The organism is Blautia sp. HCP3S3_C4, assembly GCF_052064095.1.
GTDB lineage: Bacteria > Bacillota > Clostridia > Lachnospirales > Lachnospiraceae > Blautia_A.
The window spans coordinates 1-22,569 of record NZ_JBQHWF010000012.1; the positions used below are offsets into that span (position 1 = coordinate 1).

At 43.7% G+C, this 22,569-nt stretch carries 25 protein-coding genes; 24 read left to right on the forward strand and 1 reads right to left on the reverse strand.

Features of this window, described 5'->3' with window-relative positions:
* Positions 1-132: 132 nt before the first annotated feature.
* The 12 genes from ACTNC6_RS11295 (at position 133) to ACTNC6_RS11350 (ending at position 10,110) form a co-directional block, all read left to right on the forward strand.
* On the forward strand, positions 133-678 hold the full coding sequence (locus ACTNC6_RS11295) for a group II intron maturase-specific domain-containing protein (RefSeq protein ID WP_441044136.1): 546 nt from the start codon (positions 133-135) through the stop codon (positions 676-678).
* A 104-nt stretch (positions 679-782) separates the two neighbouring features.
* Entirely contained in the window at positions 783-2,156 is a 1,374-nt protein-coding gene (locus ACTNC6_RS11300) for an AfsR/SARP family transcriptional regulator (RefSeq protein WP_441044137.1), read from the forward strand.
* 179 nt (positions 2,157-2,335) lie between these two features.
* Positions 2,336-2,557 (forward strand): transposon-transfer assisting family protein, encoded by a 222-nt coding sequence (locus ACTNC6_RS11305; RefSeq protein WP_441044138.1) that lies wholly within the window; start codon positions 2,336-2,338, stop codon positions 2,555-2,557.
* The gene (locus tag ACTNC6_RS11310) at positions 2,554-2,871 is read left to right on the forward strand and encodes a molecular chaperone (protein ID WP_441044139.1); all 318 of its coding nucleotides are present in this window, start codon (positions 2,554-2,556) and stop codon (positions 2,869-2,871) included. Before ACTNC6_RS11305 ends, ACTNC6_RS11310 begins: the two co-directional genes overlap by 4 nt.
* Positions 2,872-3,092: 221 nt before the next feature.
* Entirely contained in the window at positions 3,093-4,265 is a 1,173-nt protein-coding gene (locus ACTNC6_RS11315) for an AAA family ATPase (protein WP_441044140.1), read from the forward strand.
* Between the two features lies 1 nt (position 4,266).
* Complete coding sequence (locus tag ACTNC6_RS11320) at positions 4,267-4,890, forward strand: RloB family protein (RefSeq protein ID WP_441044141.1); 624 nt, start codon at positions 4,267-4,269, stop codon at positions 4,888-4,890.
* An 8-nt stretch (positions 4,891-4,898) separates the two neighbouring features.
* Positions 4,899-5,258 (forward strand): hypothetical protein, encoded by a 360-nt coding sequence (locus ACTNC6_RS11325; RefSeq protein ID WP_441044142.1) that lies wholly within the window; start codon positions 4,899-4,901, stop codon positions 5,256-5,258.
* A gap of 366 nt (positions 5,259-5,624) precedes the next feature.
* Entirely contained in the window at positions 5,625-6,059 is a 435-nt protein-coding gene (locus tag ACTNC6_RS11330; protein ID WP_154431024.1) for a MarR family winged helix-turn-helix transcriptional regulator, read from the forward strand.
* A gap of 211 nt (positions 6,060-6,270) precedes the next feature.
* A complete protein-coding gene (gene groES, locus ACTNC6_RS11335; protein WP_075681758.1) occupies positions 6,271-6,555 on the forward strand; it encodes a co-chaperone GroES in 285 nt (94 codons plus the stop codon).
* A gap of 46 nt (positions 6,556-6,601) precedes the next feature.
* Entirely contained in the window at positions 6,602-8,215 is a 1,614-nt protein-coding gene (groL, locus tag ACTNC6_RS11340; protein ID WP_441044143.1) for a chaperonin GroEL, read from the forward strand.
* Positions 8,216-8,288: 73 nt separating this feature from the next.
* On the forward strand, positions 8,289-8,795 hold the full coding sequence (locus ACTNC6_RS11345; protein ID WP_075681754.1) for a MarR family winged helix-turn-helix transcriptional regulator: 507 nt from the start codon (positions 8,289-8,291) through the stop codon (positions 8,793-8,795).
* Positions 8,773-10,110, forward strand: a complete 1,338-nt coding sequence (locus ACTNC6_RS11350; RefSeq protein WP_441044144.1) for a citrate/2-methylcitrate synthase — start codon at positions 8,773-8,775, stop codon at positions 10,108-10,110. Before ACTNC6_RS11345 ends, ACTNC6_RS11350 begins: the two co-directional genes overlap by 23 nt.
* Before the next feature lie 125 nt (positions 10,111-10,235).
* On the opposite strand, the gene ACTNC6_RS11355 is transcribed toward ACTNC6_RS11350, so the two are convergent.
* Positions 10,236-11,255: a ribonuclease H-like domain-containing protein gene (locus tag ACTNC6_RS11355; protein WP_441036083.1), complete on the reverse strand. Its 1,020-nt coding sequence runs from the start codon at positions 11,253-11,255 to the stop codon at positions 10,236-10,238.
* Positions 11,256-11,381: 126 nt separating this feature from the next.
* Here ACTNC6_RS11355 and ACTNC6_RS11360 point away from each other — a divergent pair, with 126 nt between their 5' ends.
* The 12 genes from ACTNC6_RS11360 (at position 11,382) to ACTNC6_RS11415 (ending at position 22,567) form a co-directional block, all read left to right on the forward strand.
* Positions 11,382-12,245 (forward strand): putative ABC transporter permease, encoded by an 864-nt coding sequence (locus ACTNC6_RS11360; protein WP_441036082.1) that lies wholly within the window; start codon positions 11,382-11,384, stop codon positions 12,243-12,245.
* A gap of 39 nt (positions 12,246-12,284) precedes the next feature.
* Entirely contained in the window at positions 12,285-13,601 is a 1,317-nt protein-coding gene (gene rsxC / locus ACTNC6_RS11365) for an electron transport complex subunit RsxC (protein ID WP_441044145.1), read from the forward strand.
* 15 nt (positions 13,602-13,616) lie between these two features.
* Positions 13,617-14,594 carry an RnfABCDGE type electron transport complex subunit D gene (locus ACTNC6_RS11370; RefSeq protein WP_441044146.1) on the forward strand — a complete coding sequence of 326 codons (978 nt, stop codon included), beginning with the start codon at positions 13,617-13,619 and terminating at the stop codon, positions 14,592-14,594.
* Positions 14,591-15,199, forward strand: coding sequence for an RnfABCDGE type electron transport complex subunit G (locus ACTNC6_RS11375; RefSeq protein WP_441044147.1), 609 nt, complete (start codon positions 14,591-14,593; stop codon positions 15,197-15,199). Before ACTNC6_RS11370 ends, ACTNC6_RS11375 begins: the two co-directional genes overlap by 4 nt.
* Positions 15,199-15,909: an electron transport complex subunit RsxE gene (gene rsxE, locus ACTNC6_RS11380; RefSeq protein WP_019161483.1), complete on the forward strand. Its 711-nt coding sequence runs from the start codon at positions 15,199-15,201 to the stop codon at positions 15,907-15,909. The genes ACTNC6_RS11375 and rsxE overlap by 1 nt, the downstream gene beginning before the upstream one ends.
* A 6-nt stretch (positions 15,910-15,915) precedes the next feature.
* Positions 15,916-16,491 carry an electron transport complex subunit RsxA gene (rsxA, locus tag ACTNC6_RS11385; RefSeq protein ID WP_008704334.1) on the forward strand — a complete coding sequence of 192 codons (576 nt, stop codon included), beginning with the start codon at positions 15,916-15,918 and terminating at the stop codon, positions 16,489-16,491.
* Between the two features lie 13 nt (positions 16,492-16,504).
* Positions 16,505-17,296: an RnfABCDGE type electron transport complex subunit B gene (locus ACTNC6_RS11390; RefSeq protein ID WP_173742546.1), complete on the forward strand. Its 792-nt coding sequence runs from the start codon at positions 16,505-16,507 to the stop codon at positions 17,294-17,296.
* 118 nt (positions 17,297-17,414) lie between these two features.
* Positions 17,415-18,047 (forward strand): uridine kinase, encoded by a 633-nt coding sequence (gene udk / locus ACTNC6_RS11395; protein ID WP_441036074.1) that lies wholly within the window; start codon positions 17,415-17,417, stop codon positions 18,045-18,047.
* Positions 18,044-18,652 (forward strand): Holliday junction branch migration protein RuvA, encoded by a 609-nt coding sequence (ruvA, locus tag ACTNC6_RS11400; RefSeq protein WP_173742544.1) that lies wholly within the window; start codon positions 18,044-18,046, stop codon positions 18,650-18,652. The genes udk and ruvA overlap by 4 nt, the downstream gene beginning before the upstream one ends.
* Before the next feature lie 22 nt (positions 18,653-18,674).
* Positions 18,675-19,679, forward strand: a complete 1,005-nt coding sequence (gene ruvB, locus ACTNC6_RS11405; RefSeq protein ID WP_019161488.1) for a Holliday junction branch migration DNA helicase RuvB — start codon at positions 18,675-18,677, stop codon at positions 19,677-19,679.
* Between the two features lie 200 nt (positions 19,680-19,879).
* Positions 19,880-20,287, forward strand: coding sequence for a cell division protein ZapA (locus tag ACTNC6_RS11410; RefSeq protein ID WP_019161489.1), 408 nt, complete (start codon positions 19,880-19,882; stop codon positions 20,285-20,287).
* Positions 20,288-20,386: 99 nt separating this feature from the next.
* The gene (locus ACTNC6_RS11415; RefSeq protein ID WP_441044148.1) at positions 20,387-22,567 is read left to right on the forward strand and encodes a peptidase U32 family protein; all 2,181 of its coding nucleotides are present in this window, start codon (positions 20,387-20,389) and stop codon (positions 22,565-22,567) included.
* Positions 22,568-22,569 lie beyond the last annotated feature (2 nt).

A 22,569-nucleotide genomic window follows, 5' to 3' on the forward strand; every position in this document is an offset into this window, starting at 1 on the left:
ACCATCTGTTGGAGAAGGAGCCGTATGAGTTGAGAGGCTCACGTACGGTTCTGATGGGGACTCAAGGGGAGGTTCCTTGGGTCTACCTACTGTATGATTTTCTGTAAAAGCAGGAAAAGTGCAGAAAGAACCTTGAACAACATAATTCCGTTTATCGAAGGAAAACTTTTTCTCAAAGTAAATCGAGAGAAAACAGAGGTGGCTCCTATCAGCAAAGTGAAATATCTTGGGTATACCTTTTACAGGTTCAAGGGAAAATGCAGATTTAGAGTTCACCAAAAGTCAGTCGCCAAAATGAAGAATAAAATCAGAGAACTGACAGATAGAAACAATGGCATGAGTAATGCTAAAAGAGAAGAGAAATATCAACAATTCGTGCGAGGATGGGTAAATTATTTCAAACTTGCAGACATGAAGAAGATTCTCAAAGAAACGGATGAATGGGCAAGACGAAGAATCAGAGCGGTCTATTGGAAACAATGGAAGAAAATCAAAACAAAGTACCGAATGCTAAAAGCATTAGGCCTTGAACATTGGAAAGCCAAAGAACTTGCGTGCAGTAGAAAAGGTTACTGGAGGATGGCACATGTACTAAATTCAGTAATCACAAATAAAATAATAGCCAAACTAGGATACACATCCATGCTTGACTATTATCTGGTAGTTTGGGAAAACTAAAGAACCGCCGTGTACCGAACGGTACGCACGGTGGTGTGAGAGGACGGGAGTTAATCACTCCCTCCTACTCGATATAGATTAGCAAACGAGGAGGATTGGCGGAAATGGCGCTATTTAACAGATGGAAGAACACCGTTGAAAAACTGACCCACCCCGTGGTACAGGAAGAACAGAATACGGAGGTTGCGACAGAGGACGAGACAAGCATATTTGCAAGGGCATTTCTGGAATGCCTGACAAATCTGGAACACAGATTGCATGGAATGAAAGAACCGAAGGAGATCGGGCTGAGTGCATTAGCTGCCGCCTGTGATTTTTATGACGCAGACTGGTGCGGAGTGCTGGATGTGGATGTAAAGCTGAAGCTGTGGATGCCGTTCTGGTGGTTTGATAGGAAAACCGGCGGTATGAGCGCAACCAAAATTGACGAAATCGGAGTTGTAGGGATATATGAAAGATGGATGGATGCGCTGGAAAATAACCATCCGATCATCGTTGATTGTGCTGAGAATATCAGGAATGAGAACCCCGGCGAATATAATCTTTTCTCCCAGCACAATACGGAAACCCTTCTGGCAGTGCCTTACAATAAAAAGGAGAAAGGCTTCCTGATGGTACGCAATCCAAAGCGGTATCTCCACCGTCCGGAACTGCTGCAGATACTTTCGTATGCGTTGGTTTCGGAGGTCAATGAACAGAAGCTGTTAGACCGGATGAAGATGAGCGTTGCGCCGAAGATGATACAGACGGATAACGAAGTCATCATCAACCTGTTTGGCGGTTTGGAGATATATACTTCCAAAGGTAAGCTGACCGAAGCGGAGTTTAAATCCCCGCTGTGCTGCAAAGTCCTTCTGCTTTTGATGATAAACCGGAACAGAGGTGTGTCTGCCAGAGAGCTTTCCGAGCAGCTCTGGCCGGATAAGGAATATGACAATCCTACCGGGAACATCCGCACGTTGCTGTATCGCTTCCGGTCTGCATTTCGGCTTATCTCCGATACCGATCTGATTGTTACAACGCCGAATGGGTACAGGATCAATACCAACCTGAAGATCGAAACCGATTTTGAAAAGTTTGAGCAAGGCTATCATATGGCGAAGAAGATGCAGGGTAAGCAGGAGAAAATAGATACGCTGAAAGAAATCGTGAAATTGTACCGTGGGAAGATGTTTCTGACGGGAAGTGCAGAACATTGGCAGATTGCGTATATCTCCAAGTTTCACCTGATGTATCTGGCGGCAATCGAAATGCTGATGGAGCTGCTGTATGAAAAGCAGGCTTATGGTGTCATGCACGAATACGCAACCAGGGCCATCTCGGTAGAACCGGATAATCCGTCCATCATCTACTGGCTGATCGTTGCGCTGAGAAAATATGGTGCCGCAGATATGGCAAAGGAACATCTGGAGTCTGCGAAGATCAGGCTGCTGGCAGAAGAATATCAGGAACTGGAAGGCAGATTGATGGCTGTGTAACTCTTATTATGTGCGTGTAACGAAAATATGATATAAATTACAAGTTATGTCATTTTTATATGGATGTTACGGGTCATACCACCCCTTATAACACCCCTGGTAAGTATAATTGGACTTACTTTCGTAGGAACAAAAATACTTATCGGGGGTTTTCTATTTTCTGCGGAAGAAAAACAGAAATGGAGGATGATGTACAATGGTGTATTTTCAATCATTCGGACAGGAAGGTGCTGGCAGAGGATATTTCTGCTTCCCTTCCTTACATTGACGATCAGGATATGGCGGAGCTGATGAAGCAGACGGTTCTCCTGTTGGAAGAAATGTCCGAGGAGGATTTTTCCGAGCTTGTCTTTGTGCCTGCCGAGGAGGAAGATGAACCGGATTGGGAGGGACTGATTTGAGAAGTGCCGTGGAACGGGAAACTATCATTTTGTATAACCAGTCGGAAGGAGAAGCAAGCGTATATTCCTTTGATCCGAAGATGATTCGTAAGCTGGAAAAGCTGGCGAGTAAGTATCCGGATGAAATACGGCTGGAAAAAGAACACGGGGACGGAGTATATACCTATACCGTTCCCAAAGAGTGTGTTTTGATTCGTGAGCCGTACAGCAAAGAGCGCAGAGAAGCCGTCCCTGCTTGGACGCTTGAAGGAAAAGCAGGAGCAGTTATCCTCCGGGGTGAAGAAAGATGCTCCGGCACAAAACAAGAAATCTGAGAGAGATATGCAGTAAATGAGATGGGGACAGGATGGTGCTGTAAGGGCATTGTCCTGTCCCTGTTTTTTGTTGTGGAGGAGAAATACACAAAAGGAGCGTCTTGATAGAAATTTATTTGAATTATTTGCGGATATTTTGCAAATAATAGAAGTAAACTTGACTGAGCGGCGCTTTATGAGTATAATGATACCATAGAGTGATTGTGCGAGGAGGATTTGCCATGTTACTTCAGTTTTCTGTAACAAATCATCGTTCGATAAAAGATACTGCTATCATAAGCATGAAAGCTGCAGCGGATAAAACTATGAAAGAAATACTGATTTCCCCAGACGGGAAAAAAGAACTTGTGCCGGTTATGGCAATTTACGGCGCAAATGCGGCGGGCAAAAGTAATGTGATTCATGCGCTTCTGCTCATGAGAGAAATGATCTGTGGCAGTTACGCCAAACCGCTCAAAGGAACTGAACTTCCTTATGAGCCGTTTGCTTTCGTGAATGGGCAAACGGAACCGACTTCGTTTGAGATTATCTACTATTATGACGGCATCAAGTATGCCTATGGCTTCTCCTTTAATAAAGACAGGATTATAAGTGAGTACCTTTATCACTGGCCAAATGGTAGAGAAGCGTTGGTTTTCTCCAGAGAGAAAGACAGGTATGAATTTCGGGAGAGTGTCCAGGAGCAGCTTACACTTGCCGGACGTACCTCCGAAAACAGATTGTATCTCACAAGCTCCAACGAGTGGAACTGCGCCCAGACGGAAAAGGCGTATTTATGGTTTCAGCAGAAAATCCGTGGATTGATTACAACAGGGGTTTCCAATGAAACCACCATTGACGCAATCCGGAAAGGCGGCGAGGACAAGAAGAATGTTGTGAAGGAAATGATGCTTGCAGATCTCGGCATCTGCAATGTGATTCTGTCCGGGACAAAGGAGAAACCGATTGTTTCTACGGTGCATCAGTTGACTGATGATAACGGCAATCAAAAGCAATATACCTTGCAGCTCGGACAGGAATCGGTGGGAACACAGCGCTTCTTTTCAAGAATCGGCTTGTGGATGGATGCGATGAATTCCGGTGCGGTGCTGGTGGTGGATGAAATTGAAGCAAGTATGCACCCCCTGCTTACCCGGCATCTGATTGAAATGATTCAGGATCAGACCATCAACCAGAATCATGCACAGTTGGTTTTTACCACCCACGATACGGGGCTGCTGGATTTGAAATTGCTTCGCCGTGATCAGATATGGTTTGCAGAGAAAGATGAAAAGAGTATGCAGACAGACATTTACGCTTTGACCGAGTTTTCTCCTAGAAAAGAGGAGAACATCGCCAAAGGATACCTGCAGGGTAGATATGGTGCAATTCCGTTCATCGGAGGAGGTATCTGAGATGGGAAGAATTAAAGAAATCGAGCGCAAAGCGTCCGGCAGAAGAAAGAGGAATCCGGTGGTGTATCTGATCTGCGAGGGTTCAGAAACGGAAATCCGGTATTTCAAAAAGTTCCGCAGCAGAGAATGCAACATTGATATTGTACCTATCCCGTCGCAGTATAAATCAGCGGATAAGCTGGTGCAGAAGGCACGGGCAACCATCGGGTACAGCCCATACTATCCGGATGAGGGAGATATGATCTGGTGCGTATTTGATCGTGATGATAATACGAATGCCATGCTTTCAAAGGCAAAGCAGGTGGCAATCAAGGAAGGGTATCAGATTGCTTTCTCCAATCCGTCCTTTGAGGTATGGTTTCTGCTGCATTTCAATAACCAGACCACACCCGTTGAGAATTGCGAAGCTGCAATTAAGCTGCTGAAGAAAAAGGGCAGGTTGGAGCAGTATGAGAAAAACAAAGAAGTGTATGAGCAGTTGAAGCCGCTGCAGGAAGCAGCCATTGACCGGGCAAAGAAACGAGTGTCTGTGCTGCAAGCCGAACATACAGAAATTCTGTCCAGAGAAAGTAACCCGGTCACAACGGTTGCGGAATTGGTGGAGTATTTGAATAGCAAGCAATAGGAGGGGTTATGTTTGAAGAATTGATTATATGGGGACCGCAGGTGGCTGATGAACACGGTACATTAGCAGAATTAAGCGAAAAGGATCGGGCTTTTCTTGCAAAAGAATTGGAAGGGCTTGATAACAAATGGGGAATAACATTAAACAGAACATCATATGTGAATTCCTATCAAAATGATGATAATACCCCGCTGGATGAAAAACTGTTTACGCAGGTTTGGGAACGTGCCTGTGATATGATATTTTCGTTTGAGTATGCTTTTCGTGCTTGCTGGAATACGGACGAGAGGACGACGTTGGAAAAGCTTCGAGAGGGTTTGTACATTGTTGAAAAAGCCGCACCGAAAAGCAAAGCAGGCTGGGTATGATGATATCGCAGAGCAGATTGAAAGCAAGAAGGCAAAGCGAGAATTGTTTAAAGGATTCATTCGCACTTTGGAAAAGCAGGACGTCATAACCTGCGAGTTCGATGCCGGGATTTGGAGCAGTCTTGTACAGGAAGTGATTGTGAAATCCAAGGACGATATAAGATTCATGTTCAAGAACGGATTTGAAGTAAGAGTATAGAAATAGGATTTGATGGCACTCGGGCAGTGAAATACTGGGGTGGTTTATGTGGAAAAAATGTAGGCGATATGATATGATAAACGATAAGATGTCCCATGAAAAAAATTTTGATGGATTAATTTGATATTTTGTAAAAAGAGTAAAAACAAAATAGGAGTGAAATTTTGATGAATATTGAAAAAAATTTGAGAGGTGGAAAGTTTAATCGTCTTCTTGAAAAAGCTATGGTTGATGTAAAAAATAAGACAAACCTAAACAGATTGGAACTGGAAGTTGTTTATTTGCTATCTCATTATGATGATATAACAACATTGACGGATATATGTCGGTACACGCAGATGAATAAAGGTCATATGTCTACTACTTTAGAGAATCTTGTTAAACAAGGATACATTGTATGCAAAAGAGATGATAAAGATCGTAGATATGTGAAATATGAGCTGACTGATGCGTCGGAACATCTTTGTCAGGAAATGGAGATTCTCTGGGCAGAGTTAACCGCCAAGGTGGTGGAAGGAATTGATGAAAGTTCTTTGGCGGTATTTAACCGGGTGTCTGAGCAGATTAGTCATAATATAGACAGATTGTTGGAGAATGACTAGGAATTGTTACACCGAGTAATCGGTGTGCAATTTTTTTATTTCTTTTGAAAAAATGGGTTGACATAGGTTTTTTATGTGCTATAATCCTTTTTAAACAAACAGTTTGGAAACAAACTGTTTATATATGCTTCATATGAAGCATATATTTTTTACAAAATAAGTAGCACTCAATACAAAAGAGTGCTAACAATAAAGAAAAGAGGTAATGATTATGCAGTTAAAACCATTAGGAGAGCGTGTTGTTTTAAAACAGCAGGAAGCAGAAGAAAAAACCCAGTCCGGAATTATATTACCGGATAGTGCAAAAGAAAAGCCACAGACAGCTGTTGTCATTGCAGTAGGACCTGGAAGTGAAAAGAATGGAAAGAAAACAGAAATGCAGGTAAAAGAAGGCGACCGTGTGATTTATTCTCAGTATTCCGGTACAGATGTTAAGTTGGAGGATGAGGAATATATCATCGTAAATCAGTCCGATATTATTGCAATTGTGGAGTAGTAAAATAAAAATACAGTTATTTTATATGTAGAAAGAAGGAATTAACATGGCAAAGGAAATTTTGTTTGATATCGATGCAAGAAAAAAGATGGAAGCAGGCGTTGATAAGCTGGCAGATACAGTAAAGGTGACAATCGGACCTAAGGGACGTAACGTTGTATTGGATAAATCTTACGGAACTCCTTTGATTACGAACGATGGTGTTACGATTGCAAAGGAGATTGAACTGGAAGATCCTTATGAGAATATGGGTGCACAACTTGTGAAAGAGGTCGCAACCAAAACGAATGACATTGCAGGAGACGGCACGACAACGGCAACTGTTTTGGCACAGGCTCTAGTAGGCGAGGGTATGAAAAATATAGCAGCAGGTGCAAATCCAATTATTTTGCGAAAAGGAATGAAGAAAGCAGCAGATACAACTATTGAAGCACTGGTTAAAATGAGCAAGCCTGTAACCGGAAAAGATCACATTGCAAAGGTTGCTGCAATATCTGCAGGTAATGATGAAGTCGGAACAATGATTGCCGATGCAATGGAAAAGGTTGGAGAGAATGGCGTCATCACAATAGAAGAATCAAAGACGATGCAGACAGAGATAGAGGTTGTAGAGGGAATGCAGTTTGACAACGGTTATTTATCTGCTTACATGTGTGATGATAAAGAAAAGATGATAGCTAATATGAATCATCCATACATTTTGATTACGGACAAAAAGATATCTAATATAAAGGATATTCTTCCTATATTGGAGCAGGTAATGCAGCAGGGAAGAGAAATGCTGATTATTGCAGATGACGTAGAGGGTGAAGCACTTACAACACTAATCGTAAACAGGTTGAGAGGCACACTCAAGGTCGTAGCTGTAAAGGCACCGGGGTATGGTGATGGTCGTAAGGAGATGTTAAAGGATATTGCAATTCTGACAGGTGGACAGGCAGTACTCGATGACCTTGGCATGCAATTAAAGGATATCACAGTTGATATGCTTGGACAGACTAAATCAGTTAAAGTAACAAAGGAACATACAACCATCGTGGATGGCGAGGGCAAGAAACAGGACATTGAAGAAAGAATCGCAATGATTAAGAGACAGGCTGCAGATGCTTCTGAGTACGACAGGGATAAGCTGGTAGACCGGGTGGCTAAGCTCGGCGGTGGTGTTGCAGTTATTAAGATTGGAGCCGCAACTGAAACAGAGATGAAGGAAGCTAAGTATCGTATAGAGGATGCATTAAATGCCACTAGGGCTGCTGTGTCAGAGGGCATCATCAGTGGCGGCGGATCTGCTTATGTTCACGCACAAAAGGCAGTATATGACATGATATCAAGCATGGAGGGTGATGAGAGAACAGGAGCAGAGATTGTAGCCAAGGCATTGGAGGCTCCGCTTCGTGCCATTGCTGAAAATGCAGGCCTAGAGGGTGCTGTCATCATCAATAAGGTAAAGGAGTCAGATGAGGGCATAGGCTTTGATGCAATTTCTGAACAGTACGTCAATATGGTCGATGCAGGAATTATTGATCCTGTCAAGGTTACAAGAAGTGCACTTTCCAATGCGATTAGTGTGTCATCAACCTTATTAACAACGGAGGCTGCTGTGGCAAATATTAAGGAAAAAGCACCTGCAATGCCGGCACAACCGGAAATGGGCTATTAAAATAATCCATTCTCTTTTACGAAGGGAAGTGACAGTCTGTTGCTTCCCTTATTTTAAATAAAGGAGGAGTAATATGGCAGAAACTATAGGAAATACAGATATTATAAAGCTGTCCAACGAATTGATATACCAAAGGCACTTGTTTAACCGGGAGCATAGAAAAGATGTCTTTATGAAAATGAGTATCCCGGAATACATTGCATTACAATATATTGCAATGGAGGAGACATCCGACATTTATTCAGGACGAGTCTATCTGAAGGATTTAGCGGACAAGCTTCAGATGACGATGCGACAGATTTCTAAAATGGTAGAAAAGCTACGAGACGTAGGATATGTATTATGGTCTCATGACGGTAACGGCAGTGAGGGCACCTATGTTACAATTACTGAAAGCGGACGAAGCCTGTTAAGGGCGCAGGAAGAAACACTTAAGAAGTATTACGGGAAGGTGTTCGAAAAGTTTGGAAAGGATAATTTGATTCAGTTACTACAGCTTATGAAGCAGTTGGAAACTATTATGAGCAGTGAGGTGGAGAATCTGGAGGTGAATAGAGATGACAACGGAGCAGATGAATGATTATTTTGAAGAATTGGAAGCAGTTTGTCTGAAAAATGATAACATTGCTCCGCGGTTATTTGAAGAATATGGCGTAAACAAAGGGCTTAGAGATGAAAATGGGAAAGGTGTCCTTACAGGACTTACCAACATATCAAAAATAGTGTCTTCAAAAATTGTTGATAATCAGAAGATTCCCTGCGATGGGGAATTGTGGTACCGGGGCTATCGAGTGGAAGATTTGATTCATTGTTTAGGACAAAATGAGTTTGGATTTGAAAAAATAGCATATCTTCTTTTGATGGGAAAACTGCCTGATGAAAGAGAGAAGGAAGACTTCGATAGAATTATTGGAGAGTGTAGGACATTGCCAACCAATTTTACAAGGGATGTCATTATGAAAGCACCTTCGGAGGATGTCATGAATTCCATGACCCGAAGTATTCTTACCCTGGCATCTTATGATAAAAAGGTAAAAGAACCAAGTGTCAGCAATTCGCTGCGTCAGTGCATCCAGCTCATCAGTGAGCTCCCATTGTTGGCAGTATATGGATATAATGCTTACAATCATTATGAAAAAAATGAGAGTATGTATATTCATCATCCCGATAAACAGCTTTCCACCGCGGAAAATCTATTGATGCTTCTGCGACCAGACAGGAAATATACCCTTACAGAGGCAAAGGTTTTAGATACGGCACTCATTTTGCATATGGAACATGGAGGAGGTAATAATTCTACATTTACCACAAGAGTCGTTACGTCATCCGGGTCTGACACTTATTCTACGATGGCAGCAGCAATGTGTTCGCTAAAAGGACCAAAACACGGAGGTGCCAACATTAAGGTAATGGAAATGATGGATGATATTAGGGCGCATATAAAGGATTATTCAGATAAGGATGAGATAGAAGCATACTTAAGAAGGATTGTTGATAAAGATGCATTTGACCAAAAGGGCTTAATCTATGGAATGGGACATGCAGTATATTCTATTTCTGATCCGAGGGAGAGAGTATTTAAAGATTATGTAAAACAACTGGCAGAGGAAAAGAAAAGGCAAAAAGATCTTGAATTGTATGAAAACATAGAGATGCTTGCTCCAAAGATCATAGCAGATAAAAGACATATCTATAAAGGTGTCAGTCCCAATGTAGATTTTTACAGTGGATTTGTCTACGATATGCTGGGTATACCGGTAGAACTTTATACAGCCATGTTTGCAGTAGCTAGAATCGTAGGTTGGAGTGCACACAGAATAGAAGAGATGATTTGCACGGATAAAATCATCAGACCAGCATATATGAGTGTTATGGAAGAAAAAAGACTCAGTTAGAGAGCTTTCTAACCAAGATTTCAGATGGTGTAATAATAAAATAATGCGTCAGCATATACATAAAATTAAAGAGCAGCAGACTTCATAGGGGTGTTCATTTGAACACCTTTTTGTTACTATGCATTTTATTTCAATGCCTTGAGAAAATATGGCAAAGCATGTTCCAGATACTGTTTCTGCATCTGTGGATTCTGCAGAAATTGTTCGCTGCAATTAAACCAGGTATAACAGGTATCTTTTGTAGCTGCTTTTCGATGCTTTTTATCAATTCCGCTTCCAAGTGATTTTGGAATAATCGTATCTTCGTCCGGCAGATAATAATAATCTTTATAATTTTGATAATGCTGTTTCAGTCGTCCGTTTTCGGTTCGGACAATAAGTTTAACTTCTGTAGCTTTTCCTGTGATATAGAAAGAATTGCTTCCATTGGAGAATTCAGCCGGAAGAGCGTGTGGAAGCTCTAATGTGAAAATGACAACTTCTTCATCTGCCTCTGCATATGTAACCTCATACTCGGAATCATAAATACACAGATAACTTAGCATCTCAAAAATTCTTCCAAGCCCCAGCACGTCTTCCAGGTTATGACCGAGAATTTCTTCTGCCATAATGGCATCTCGTTTTTTCAGAAAATCTTTATAAAGCTGAATGCATTCTTTCCCATTGTTATAAATTCGGTCTTTGATTCCGAGAAATTCTTCCAGACATGGCTGTTTCAGAGCAGGCAGCTTCAGAAGTGTTTTCAAAGGCTTCAGAGTCAGATATAAATCCAGGGACATTTTGTGCTCAAAAGGAGAGGGCAGTCCGTATTTTTCGTATCTTGTTTCCAGATAGGGTTGGTCAAATCGCTCTCCGTTGTAAGAAATCAGCAAATCACATTGTTGAAGAAATTGTGAAAAAATTCTCAGAATTGTTTCTTCTTCTTTGTCACTTTCGGCCATCCATTGATGAAAATACCAAGTTTCATCTTCAATTCCAACAGCTCCGATCAGGTACAAAAACGTGGATTTTCGGGATAATCCGGTGGTTTCTATGTCATAAAAAACAGGTGAAAAATTGTATTTTCGGAAGAATTTTCCGGTGAAAAATTTAACAGTCTCAAAGTCCGGAAACCCTTGTAAAATGGGCATTTTTTTAACAATCATGTTAAGAATTTTCCTTTCCTAAATTGTATTTAATTATACACAAGAAATTGAAAATTGGGTAGTGATTTTTTGAAAAAAATGGTTTATAGTATAATTAAAAAATACATATCAGAAGGAAGAAAAAGCATGTGGAATTTAACTGTTTGCGGGATTGATTTTTATCATCTTATGAATTGGCTGATTATTTACAGTTTTTTTGGCTGGGTATGGGAAACCTGTTATGTATCTGTTAAAAGCGGCAAATTTGTAAACCGTGGCTTCATTAATGGACCCTTATGTACCATATATGGATTTGGGGCGGTATCTGTTTATATGATCCTGAGACCCTTTAGCGACAATCTTCTGTATCTGTATCTGGGAGGAGTTGTTGTGGCAACTGCGCTGGAGTATGTGACAGCCGTATTGATGGAGTCTATTTTTCATACGTCCTGGTGGGATTACAGTGATAATAAATTTAATTTCCAGGGACGTATCTGCCTGGGAGCATCCCTTGGCTGGGGGGCTTTTACAGTGATTCTGTTTAAAGTGTTACATCCTTTTGTGGAATCTATTGTGATTTTGTATCCGGTTTACGTAGGCGAGATCGGCATATGCGTGATAGGAGTGGGATATGTTGTGGATTTTGCTTTCTCAGCAGCTGCGGCTTTCCGTATTCACGAGAAACTGCCTGTTATTGAGGCGGCTATGGAGCAGGCAAAGGGCGAAATGCTTGTGAAAATGCATGAGAAGATTGCCAGTGTTGGTTTTGCCAAAGAAGCTACGCTTGAGAGTGTAAAAGAACGCCTGGGAGATGTGGAAGTCCTTAAAGAAATGGAACAGAAACGTGCTGCAATTACAGCAGAGATCAGTGCAGAGCTTCAGAAGAGAAAAGAAGCTATGGCAGCAAAGGTCGGTCACAATATGCAGCGTTTCGTAAAAGCATATCCAAATCTGAACCGAGGATACAAATTACGTAATCTGAAGAACCTGAGAAACAAAAAAGAAAAATAAAGCGTTTTCGGATGCTTAATATAAAAAGGAGGGAATAAAATGGGAATTTTAACCTTTAAGGGTGGTGTTCATCCTTATGACGGAAAAGAATTATCCAAGAACAGTCCGGTAGTGAAATATCTGCCTAAGGGAGATATGGTATATCCTCTTTCACAGCATATCGGTGCGCCGGCCGCGCCTGTAGTTCAGAAAGGAGACCATGTGCTCGCAGGCCAGAAGATTGCGGACGCTGCAGGCTTTGTGTCATCACCGATCCATGCATCTGTTTCCGGTACAGTTAAGGGAATTGAACCCAGACTGACAGCAACGGGTTCCATGGTCAATTCCATTATCATTGAAAATGACCAGCAGTATGAAAGTGTGGAATTTATTCCTGCACGACTGGAAGATCTTTCGAAAGAGGAAATTCTGGCGAGAATTAAAGAAGGCGGAGTTGTGGGAATGGGCGGTGCCGGATTCCCCACACAGGTTAAGCTTGCGCCAAAGGAACCGGAGAAGATCGATCATATTCTTGTAAACGGTGCCGAGTGTGAGCCTTATCTTACCAGCGACTACAGAAGAATGCTGGATGACTCTGAGAAGCTGATCGAAGGCTTAAGAGTTATGCTGAAGCTTTTTGACAATGCGAAGGGATATATCTGTATTGAGGATAACAAGCCTGACTGTATTGCCAAGCTGAAAGAAATGGTGAAAGATATTCCACGTATTGAAGTAGCAGAGCTGATGACCAAGTACCCACAGGGTGGTGAACGTTTCCTGATCAAGGCTGTCACAGACAGAGAGATTAACTCTGCCATGCTTCCGGCAGATGCAGGATGCGTAGTTGATAACGTAGATACTGTAATTGCTGTTTATGAAGCCGTTATCCTTGGAAAACCTGTTATGGACCGTATCGTAACAGTAACAGGACAGGGGATTAAGAATCCGCAGAACTTTGATGTTCTTTCCGGAACAAATATGGCAGAACTGATTGAAGCTGCCGGTGGACTGACAGATAATGTATCCAAAGTAATCTCAGGTGGTCCTATGATGGGATTTGCCATGTATGACACTCATGTACCATGTATCAAGACCAGTTCCTCATGTCTCTGTCTGGAGAAGGATGATGTGGCAGATGCCCAACAGACTGCATGTATTAACTGCGGCAGATGTGTAGGAGTCTGTCCCGGCCATGTCATTCCTGCAAGACTTGCAACCTTTGCAGAGCATGGTGACATGGAGAGCTTCCAGAAATTTGACGGTATGGAATGCTGCGAATGTGGCTGCTGCAGTTATATCTGTCCAGCCAAGCGTCCGCTGACCCAGATGATCAAATCTATGCGTAAGATGGTTCTGGCAAGCCGTAAGAAAAAGTAAAAGGGGGACATCATAATGGATCAGATGTTACATGTATCATCCAATCCCCATGTCCGGGATAAGATGACAACAAGCAAAATCATGCAGCTTGTGGCACTGGCACTTCTGCCGACCACACTGTTTGGAATTTATAATTTTGGCCTTCGTGCCTTACTGGTAGTAGTGATCACCGTTGCTTCCAGTGTATTCTTTGAGTGGATCTATGACAAGCTGATGCATAAGAAGAACACAATTACAGACTTCAGTGCAGTTGTTACAGGTTTGCTGCTTGCATTAAATATGCCTGCATCAATTCCGCTCTGGATGCCTGTACTTGGCAGTGCATTTGCGATTATCGTTGTAAAACAGCTTTTCGGTGGTTTGGGACAGAACTTCATGAACCCGGCACTTGCAGGAAGATGTTTCCTGATGATCTCTTTCGCAGGAAAGATGACAGATTTCGCAGTAAGCGACAGCTTCAGAGGTGTGGTAGATACTGTATCCGGTGCAACTCCTCTGGCAGCTCTGAAACAGAATGGATTTACAGACAGTTCTGTATCTGTATTACATATGTTTATCGGTGATATCCAGGGTACTATCGGTGAAACTTCTGCCCTTGCGATCCTCATCGGAGCTGCAATCCTTCTGGTTTTCAAGGTGATTGATCTGAAGATCCCGCTTACCTATATTGGAAGTTTCGCAGTATTTGTAATCCTTTACATGCTTGGAACAGGCAAGGGATTTGACGTGAACTATCTGTTCAGCCACATCTTCGGCGGTGGTCTTATGCTTGGTGCATGGTTTATGGCTACAGATTATGTCACAACACCGATCACACCAAGAGGACAGTACGTATACGGTGTCTGTCTTGGTGTACTGACTGCGATTTTCCGTCTCTTTGGCGGTTCTGCAGAGGGCGTATCCTATGCGATTATTTTCTGCAACCTGTTAGTTCCGATGATTGAACGTGTGACTGGTCACCCGGCATTTGGGAAAGGGGGCAAAAAGGCATGAGTAACAGAATTATCAAAGACACCATAGCCATTACAGTGATCACACTTGTGGCAGGACTTGCCCTTGGTGTAGTCCAGGATATTACAGCAGATCCTATTGCAAAGCAGGAAGCACAGGCGAAACAGGATGCGTATAAGGCAGTATTTGCAGATGCGGACAGCTTTGAGACAGTGGATGTGGATGCGGATGCCCTGCAGTCTTATCTGGATGAGAACGGATATGCGGCACAGTCCATAGATGAAACTATGCTTGCCAAAGATGCTTCAGGCAATGAACTGGGATATGCATTTACAGTAACCACTTCCGAGGGTTACGGCGGAGATATCCAGTTTGCAATGGGTATCCAGGATGACGGTACCTTAAATGGAATTTCCATTCTTTCCATCGGTGAGACCGCAGGTCTTGGTATGAGAGCAAACACAGATGCATTTAAGGATCAGTTCAAAGATAAGAAAGTAGACAAATTTGAATATACAAAGACCGGTGCCACAGCAGACAATCAGATCGATGCGTTAAGTGGTGCCACTATTACAACGAATGCCATGACAAACGGTGTCAATGCCGGATTATGTGCATTCCAGTATGAGAAAGGGGGAAATCAGTGATGAAACCAAACACACCTGCTGAACGTTTATATAACGGAATCATCAAAGAAAATCCTACCTTTGTACTGATGCTTGGTATGTGTCCTACACTGGCTATCACCACATCTGCAACCAATGGTATCGGAATGGGACTTACTACAACAGTGATCCTTGCGGCATCCAACTTAATGATCTCTCTTCTGAGAAACTTTATTCCGGACAGAGTGCGTATGCCTGCATTTATCGTAGTTGTTGCTTCCTTTGTAACAGTTGTACAGCTCCTTTTACAGGGATTTATCCCAAGCCTGTATGACTCCCTTGGAATCTATATTCCTCTGATCGTAGTTAACTGTATTATCCTTGGACGTGCAGAAGCATATGCATCCAAGAATAAACCTATTGCCTCTCTGTTTGACGGTATTGGTATGGGCCTTGGGTTTACCTTAAGTATCACCTGTATCGGTGCAGTACGTGAGCTGATCGGCGCAGGTTCCCTGTTCGGACATCAGATCCTTCCTCTGGCAGATGCTGCAGCAGGTAAGGCCGGTTATGAACCGATCACAATCTTTATCCTGGCACCCGGAGCATTCTTTGTTCTGGCAGCGCTTTCTGCATTACAGAACAAATTCAAAATCGGTGCAGCCAAACGTGGCATTGACCCCAGCAATCCTGATTGCGGCGGAAGCTGTGCAGCCTGCGGTAATACCATGTGTAAGGGAAAAAGGGGGTAATGGATTATGAAAGAACTTTTGATCATACTTGTAAGCTCAGCAATTGTAAATAACGTAGTCCTCAGCCAGTTCCTTGGCCTCTGTCCTTTCCTTGGTGTTTCCAAGAGTGTGGAGACAGCAGCCGGTATGGGCGGTGCGATCATCTTCGTTATTACACTGTCATCTTTTGTGACAGGTATTATTTACAATGCTATCCTGGTTCCTACGAACCTGACTTATCTGCAGACTATCGTATTCATCCTGCTGATCGCGGCACTGGTACAGTTTGTAGAGATGTTCCTTAAGAAGACAATGCCTTCCCTGTATCAGGCACTTGGTGTGTATCTTCCGCTGATCACAACAAACTGTGCAGTTCTCGGTGTTGCCCTTACAAACGTGCAGAAGGAGTATAATGTTCTTCAGGGAACAGTGAACGGATTTGCAACAGCAGTGGGCTTTACTATTTCCATCGTGCTGATGGCTGGTATCCGTGAGAAAATCGCATACAATGACATTCCAAAATCCTTCCAGGGGTTCCCTACAGTTTTGCTGACAGCCGGACTGATGGCAATTGCCTTCTTCGGATTTTCAGGACTGATTTAAGGAGGGAAATGTTATGAATATAGGAGCAATTATGGCGGCAACTGTACTGGTTGCTGCAGTAGGTCTTTTTATTGGTATTTTCCTCGGGGTGGCTGGTAACAAATTTGCAGTAGAAGTAGATGAGAAGGAAGTTGCAGTCCGCGAAGCACTTCCCGGTAATAACTGCGGTGGCTGTGGTTATCCTGGCTGTGATGGTCTGGCAGCAGCAATCGCCAAAGGTGAGGCACCTGTAAACGGATGTCCTGTAGGCGGGGAGCCTGTGGGAAAGGTGATCGCAGGGATCATGGGACAGGAAATCGTGGAGACTGCCCGTCAGGTGGCCTATGTGAAGTGTGCGGGTACCTGTGAGAAGACAAAAGACAACTATGAATACACAGGTGTGGAAGACTGCGAAATGATGGCTTTCATTCCCGGTGGCGGTGCCAAGTCCTGTACTTATGGATGCCTTGGTTTTGGAAGCTGCGTAAAAGCCTGTCCCTTCGGTGCCATTGAGGTAGTGAATGGTGTGGCTGTGGTGGATAAAGAGGCATGTAAGGCCTGTGGCAAATGTGTTGCCAAGTGTCCGAAGCATCTGATCGAGCTTGTGCCCTATGACCAGACTACATTCGTACAGTGCAGCTCTCATGCAAAAGGCAAGGCAGTTACATCAGCCTGTGAGGTTGGATGTATTGGATGTAAGAAATGCGAGAAGACCTGTCCTAATGGGGCAATTACAGTGGATAATTTCTGCGCACATATTGACTACAGCAAGTGCACAAATTGCGGGGCATGTAAAGAAGCCTGTCCAAGACACATTATTCAGTAAATTTAAAGGAGCCATTGTCCAAAAGGGGCAAGGCTCCTTTTTTTGCGGAATCCTGACTTTACGGGAATGAGGTTTTATGCTATGATAAAGCACAGAAAAAGGAAGGGCGTGATACATAATGAAAAGTATTGTAATCGGAGTTGCCGGAGGATCCGGTTCAGGAAAATCTACCTTTACTAACAGGATCAAGAAATATTTTGGGGACGATGTGGTGGTGCTTTATCATGACAATTATTACCGCAGTCAGGATGGGATTCCTTTTGAACAGAGGGTGACAGTGAATTATGACCATCCGGATGCCCTGGAAACAGATCTGATGGTAGAGCATCTGAAAAAGCTGAAGGCAGGAGAATCTATTGAATGCCCGGTGTATGATTTTACAAAGCACACTCGTTCTTCCCAGGTATTAAGGATCGATCCCAAACCTGTGATCCTGGTAGAGGGAATCCTTCTGCTGGCAGATCCAAGAGTGAGAGAGCTTCTGGACATTAAGGTCTATGTGGAGGCTGATGCAGATGAGCGTATTCTCAGGAGGATTTCTAGAGATGTGGAAGAGCGGGGAAGAGATATGAAGGGAATTATTAATCAGTATCTTACCACCGTGAAGCCAATGCATTATCTTTATGTGGAGCCTACCCGTGCAAAAGCGGATGTGGTGATCAACAGTGGCAAGAATGATATTGCCTTTGATCTGTTTGTATCCAAGATCAGCCAGATTCTCAGGGAAATGAAACAGGAGGGGCTATCATGATTGCATTTGTCCGTGGAATTGCTACAGATATGACGGAAAATTCAGTGATCGTTGAGACCGGCGGCATTGGATACGAAATCTATATGACTGGCGAAGGCCTTTCCCAGCTTCACATGGGAGAGGAAGTAAAGATCCATACCTATTTTCAGGTAAGAGAGGATGCCATGCAGCTGTATGGATTCCTCAAAAAGGATGACCTGCAGATGTTTAAGCTCCTGCTGGGAGTAAATGGGGTTGGCCCAAAGGCTGCTATGGGAGTTTTATCCGGGATTACTGCAGATGAACTTCGCTTTGCAGTTCTTTCAGATGATGTGAAAACCCTGTCAAAGGCTCCGGGGATCGGTAAGAAAACGGCCCAGAAGTTGATTCTTGAATTAAAGGATAAATTAAAGCTTGAAGATGCGTTTGAGTTAAAGCTTGCCCATGAGCAGGAGAAAGCAGCAGCTTCCGGTGATGCTTCAGATGGAAGACAGGAGGCTGTAGCGGCTCTGGTTGCCCTGGGATATAGCAGTACAGATGCGCTCCGGGCAGTGCGTAAGGTGACAGAGGTGTCTCCGGATGATGTGGAGGGATTGCTGAAGGCCGCTTTGAAAAATATGCTTTAAAAATAAAACAGAGGTTTCGTGAATGGAGAAGCGAGTAATTACAACAGACGTTATAGAGGAGGATTTTGCCCTTGAGGGAAATCTGAGACCTCAGACGCTGGATGAATATATTGGTCAGGAGAAGACCAAAAATACATTGAAAATTTATATTGAAGCAGCAAAACAGAGGCATGATGCACTGGATCATGTGCTTTTTTATGGCCCTCCGGGACTTGGAAAGACTACATTATCCGGAATTATTGCCAATGAAATGGGCGTCCATATGAAGGTAACCTCCGGTCCGGCTATTGAGAAGCCGGGAGAGATGGCTGCGATTCTGAATAATCTGCAGGAGGGAGATATTCTCTTTGTAGATGAGATCCACCGCCTGAACCGTCAGGTGGAGGAGGTACTGTACCCGGCTATGGAGGATTTTGCCATTGATATTATGATCGGAAAAGGTGCCTCAGCCAGGTCTATCCGCCTGGATCTGCCAAAGTTTACCCTTGTAGGAGCAACTACCAGGGCCGGACTTTTGTCAGCTCCTCTCAGAGATCGTTTTGGAGTGATGCATCATCTGGAATTCTATAATCAGAAGGAACTGCAGACGATCATTATCCGTTCTGCCCAGGTGCTGGGAGTAGAGATTGATGCCAGGGGAGCGGCGGAGATCGCCAAGCGCTCCAGGGGAACTCCCAGACTTGCCAATCGTCTGTTAAAAAGGGTCAGGGATTTTGCGCAGGTGAAATACGATGGCAGGATTACTTATGATGTGGCCTGCTTTGCCCTGGATCTGCTGGAAGTGGATCAGTATGGGCTGGACAAGATAGACCGCAGGATCCTGCAGACTCTTATCGTAAATTTTCAGGGAGGACCGGTGGGCCTGGAAACACTGGCAGCAGCCATTGGGGAGGATTCCGGAACTCTGGAGGATGTGTATGAACCCTATCTGCTGCAGAACGGATTCCTCAATCGTACTCCCAGGGGAAGAATGGCCTCCGGGCTGGCTTATGAGCACCTGGGATATGCTGTTCCGGATAAGGAATAAGGAATTCCTGGGGCTTCTTAAAACTTTTTTAAAAATTTCTATACATTTGAGCTGCTTTCGAGTATAATAAATTTGATATCGGCTTGTATGTCGGTTATGAGCAAGTAGCGAAGCGGATTGCGAATATCCGCTTGACATGACGAAAGATAGTGCTGCTGCGTCAGTGAAACGGCAGTGATTAAGATACAGGAGGCTATAGGATGGCAGTCAAAAATACAGCAAAGGTAATCATAGGGGGTAAGATTATTACGCTGGGAGGTTACGAATCGGAAGAATATTTCCAGAAGGTAGCATCCTATATTAATAAAAAAATCGATGAATTAAGTGCTCTTCCGGGCTACGGCAGACAGCCCATGGAGACAAAGCATACTCTGATCAGCCTGAATATTACAGATGATTATTTTAAGGCAAAAAAGCAGGCAGAGATTTTTGAACAGGATCTTCAGCAGAAGGACCAGGAGATGTATGATCTGAAGCATGAGCTCATTGCTCTGCGTATGCAGATCGAAGAGGCGCAGAAGGCAGAGAAGGAAGCACTGGAACAGAAAAGTCTTCTGGAAGGCAAGAATAAAGAACTGGAAAAACAGATCGATGAGCTGCTGAAATAGCAGACCGGAAATAATAAGGGGGGATTGCTTCGGTGATTTCCCCTTTATGTATAAAAATCTGTGGATTCTGACAGCTTATAAATAAAGAGAGGAATTAATTTGAAAAGAGAAGAGATAGAACTTCTGGCACCTGCCGGCTCCTACGAAGGCTTTGAAGCAGCACTGGGGGCAGGGGCAGATGCGGTATATGTAGGCGGCGCAGCCTTTGGAGCCAGAGCCTATGCGAAGAATTTTAGTGAGGAAGAACTGCTCAGAGCTATTGATACAGCACATATCCATGGCAAAAAATTATATCTGACAGTGAATACGCTGTTAAAAAACAGAGAGCTTACAGATCAGCTGTATGACTATCTTCTGCCCTATTACAGGGAGGGACTGGACGCAGTGATCGTACAGGATATGGGAGTTTTTGCAGCTGTCCGCAAAATGTTTCCGGGGCTTCCTCTTCATGCCAGTACCCAGATGACAGTAACCGGTCCGGAAGGAATGAAATTTCTGGAAGAACAGGGCGCATCCAGAGTAGTAACTGCCAGGGAGTTATCTTTGGAGGAAATCCGCAGGATGCACAGGACAAGCCCTATTGAAATAGAAGCTTTTATTCACGGGGCATTGTGTTACAGCTATTCCGGACAGTGCCTTATGAGCAGTGTGCTTGGCGGCAGAAGCGGAAACAGGGGTAAATGTGCCCAGCCATGCAGACTGCCTTATGAGGTGTTATTGCCGGATAAGAAGGATGTCCCCAGGAAAACGAAAAACAAAGGGGACCTTTGCCCTCTCAGTCTTAAAGATATTTCCACTATTGAGATTCTGCCGGAGATCCTGGAGGCAGGAGTAAGTTCTCTGAAGATCGAGGGAAGGATGAAGCAGCCCGGATATACGGCCGGAGTGACAAAGGTATACCGGAAATACCTGGATCTGCTTTTTGAAAAGGGACCGGACAGTTATAAGGTGGAAGAGAGGGACAGGCAGTATCTTCTGGACCTGTTTAACCGCGGAGGTTCCTGTACAGGATATTATCAGATGCAGAATGGCCCTGATATGATGGCTTTTACCAATGAGAAGAAAACCGGAAATGTAACCTGCTCTCCTGTGCAGAAAAAAGAGAAAATCAGGGGCAGTCTGATCCTTTATCCCGGAAGCGCTGCCATTCTGGATGTATCCTGTGGGGATGTCCATGGGACAGCTGCCCTGGGAGAGGTACAGTATGCACAGAATCAGCCTCTTACCAGAGAACGTGTGGGGATACAGATGGAGAAACTGGGAAATACTCCCTATGAGTGGGAAAGCCTGGAAATCCAGATGGATGACAGTGTTTTCGTGCCAATGAAGCTTTTGAACCAGCTGCGCAGACAGGCCCTGGCTGCAATGGAGGAGGAAATTCTGCAGAAATACAGAAGACAGGAACCGGTTTCTGCTTCCCTTGCCCCTTCGTCAGCAAAGAAATCTGTACGGAAAAAGCTTCCAATTTATGTTTCCTGTGAAGACATTGAGACAGCTCTTGCGTTATATAAAAGAGAGGGGATCAGAGGAATGTATCTTCCGTTCTCTGCTATGAAGCAGTGTCTGAAGGCTGGCACGGACAGAGGATTGGAAATGTATCTGGCTTTGCCCCATATTATACGGGGAGAACTTCCGGAGGGATATCTGCAGCAGGCCAGAGAATGGCTGGGTCAGGGAATGACAGGATTTCTGGTGCGGAATCTGGAGGCCTTTGCCATATTGCAGAAGGCAGGGCTGGCTGAAAAATGTGTTCTGGATCACAGCATGTATACCTGGAACAATGAGGCAGTTGCCTTCTGGGAAGAACAGAAGGTTCTTAAGGATACCATTCCCCTGGAGCTAAATGAAGGGGAAATTCGGCACAGAAATAACAGCCACAGTGAGATGCTGGTATATGGATATCTGCCTTTGATGATGTCTGCACAGTGTGTCCGCAAAAATGTTTACAGATGTGATCATAGTGAGGGAAAGGCAGAATTAAAGGACAGATATGATAAGAAATTCACTGCAGCCTGTTTCTGTGATCCATGGAAAATGGAAAATACAGGGGATAAGACACCTTGCTATAATATCATTTACAATAGTATTCCCTATGGACTTCTGAGAGAAAGAGAGCAGGTAAGAAAGCTTGGACCTGCAGCACTGCGCCTTTCTTTTACCATTGAAGATCAGAATGAGGCAGTACGGATTCTGGATGAATTTGTGAATGTATATCAGAATGAGGCAGATCCCCCTCAGAGAGAGTATACAAAGGGACATTTTAAAAGAGGAGCCGAGTAATG

Excerpts from the sequence above, each read along its gene's own strand:
- ACTNC6_RS11300 (WP_441044137.1), top strand. The coding sequence starts at position 783 with ATGGCGCTATTTAACAGATGGAAGAACACCGTTGAAAAACTGACCCAC.
- ACTNC6_RS11305 (WP_441044138.1), top strand. The coding sequence starts at position 2,336 with ATGGAGGATGATGTACAATGGTGTATTTTCAATCATTCGGACAGGAAG.
- ACTNC6_RS11315 (WP_441044140.1), top strand. The coding sequence starts at position 3,093 with ATGTTACTTCAGTTTTCTGTAACAAATCATCGTTCGATAAAAGATACT.
- ACTNC6_RS11320 (WP_441044141.1), top strand. The coding sequence starts at position 4,267 with ATGGGAAGAATTAAAGAAATCGAGCGCAAAGCGTCCGGCAGAAGAAAG.
- ACTNC6_RS11325 (WP_441044142.1), top strand. The coding sequence starts at position 4,899 with ATGTTTGAAGAATTGATTATATGGGGACCGCAGGTGGCTGATGAACAC.
- ACTNC6_RS11330 (WP_154431024.1), top strand. The coding sequence starts at position 5,625 with ATGAATATTGAAAAAAATTTGAGAGGTGGAAAGTTTAATCGTCTTCTT.
- groES (WP_075681758.1), top strand. The coding sequence starts at position 6,271 with ATGCAGTTAAAACCATTAGGAGAGCGTGTTGTTTTAAAACAGCAGGAA.
- groL (WP_441044143.1), top strand. The coding sequence starts at position 6,602 with ATGGCAAAGGAAATTTTGTTTGATATCGATGCAAGAAAAAAGATGGAA.
- ACTNC6_RS11345 (WP_075681754.1), top strand. The coding sequence starts at position 8,289 with ATGGCAGAAACTATAGGAAATACAGATATTATAAAGCTGTCCAACGAA.
- ACTNC6_RS11350 (WP_441044144.1), top strand. The coding sequence starts at position 8,773 with ATGACAACGGAGCAGATGAATGATTATTTTGAAGAATTGGAAGCAGTT.
- ACTNC6_RS11355 (WP_441036083.1), bottom strand. The coding sequence starts at position 11,255 with ATGATTGTTAAAAAAATGCCCATTTTACAAGGGTTTCCGGACTTTGAG.
- ACTNC6_RS11360 (WP_441036082.1), top strand. The coding sequence starts at position 11,382 with ATGTGGAATTTAACTGTTTGCGGGATTGATTTTTATCATCTTATGAAT.
- rsxC (WP_441044145.1), top strand. The coding sequence starts at position 12,285 with ATGGGAATTTTAACCTTTAAGGGTGGTGTTCATCCTTATGACGGAAAA.
- ACTNC6_RS11370 (WP_441044146.1), top strand. The coding sequence starts at position 13,617 with ATGGATCAGATGTTACATGTATCATCCAATCCCCATGTCCGGGATAAG.
- ACTNC6_RS11375 (WP_441044147.1), top strand. The coding sequence starts at position 14,591 with ATGAGTAACAGAATTATCAAAGACACCATAGCCATTACAGTGATCACA.
- rsxE (WP_019161483.1), top strand. The coding sequence starts at position 15,199 with ATGAAACCAAACACACCTGCTGAACGTTTATATAACGGAATCATCAAA.
- rsxA (WP_008704334.1), top strand. The coding sequence starts at position 15,916 with ATGAAAGAACTTTTGATCATACTTGTAAGCTCAGCAATTGTAAATAAC.
- ACTNC6_RS11390 (WP_173742546.1), top strand. The coding sequence starts at position 16,505 with ATGAATATAGGAGCAATTATGGCGGCAACTGTACTGGTTGCTGCAGTA.
- udk (WP_441036074.1), top strand. The coding sequence starts at position 17,415 with ATGAAAAGTATTGTAATCGGAGTTGCCGGAGGATCCGGTTCAGGAAAA.
- ruvA (WP_173742544.1), top strand. The coding sequence starts at position 18,044 with ATGATTGCATTTGTCCGTGGAATTGCTACAGATATGACGGAAAATTCA.
- ruvB (WP_019161488.1), top strand. The coding sequence starts at position 18,675 with ATGGAGAAGCGAGTAATTACAACAGACGTTATAGAGGAGGATTTTGCC.
- ACTNC6_RS11410 (WP_019161489.1), top strand. The coding sequence starts at position 19,880 with ATGGCAGTCAAAAATACAGCAAAGGTAATCATAGGGGGTAAGATTATT.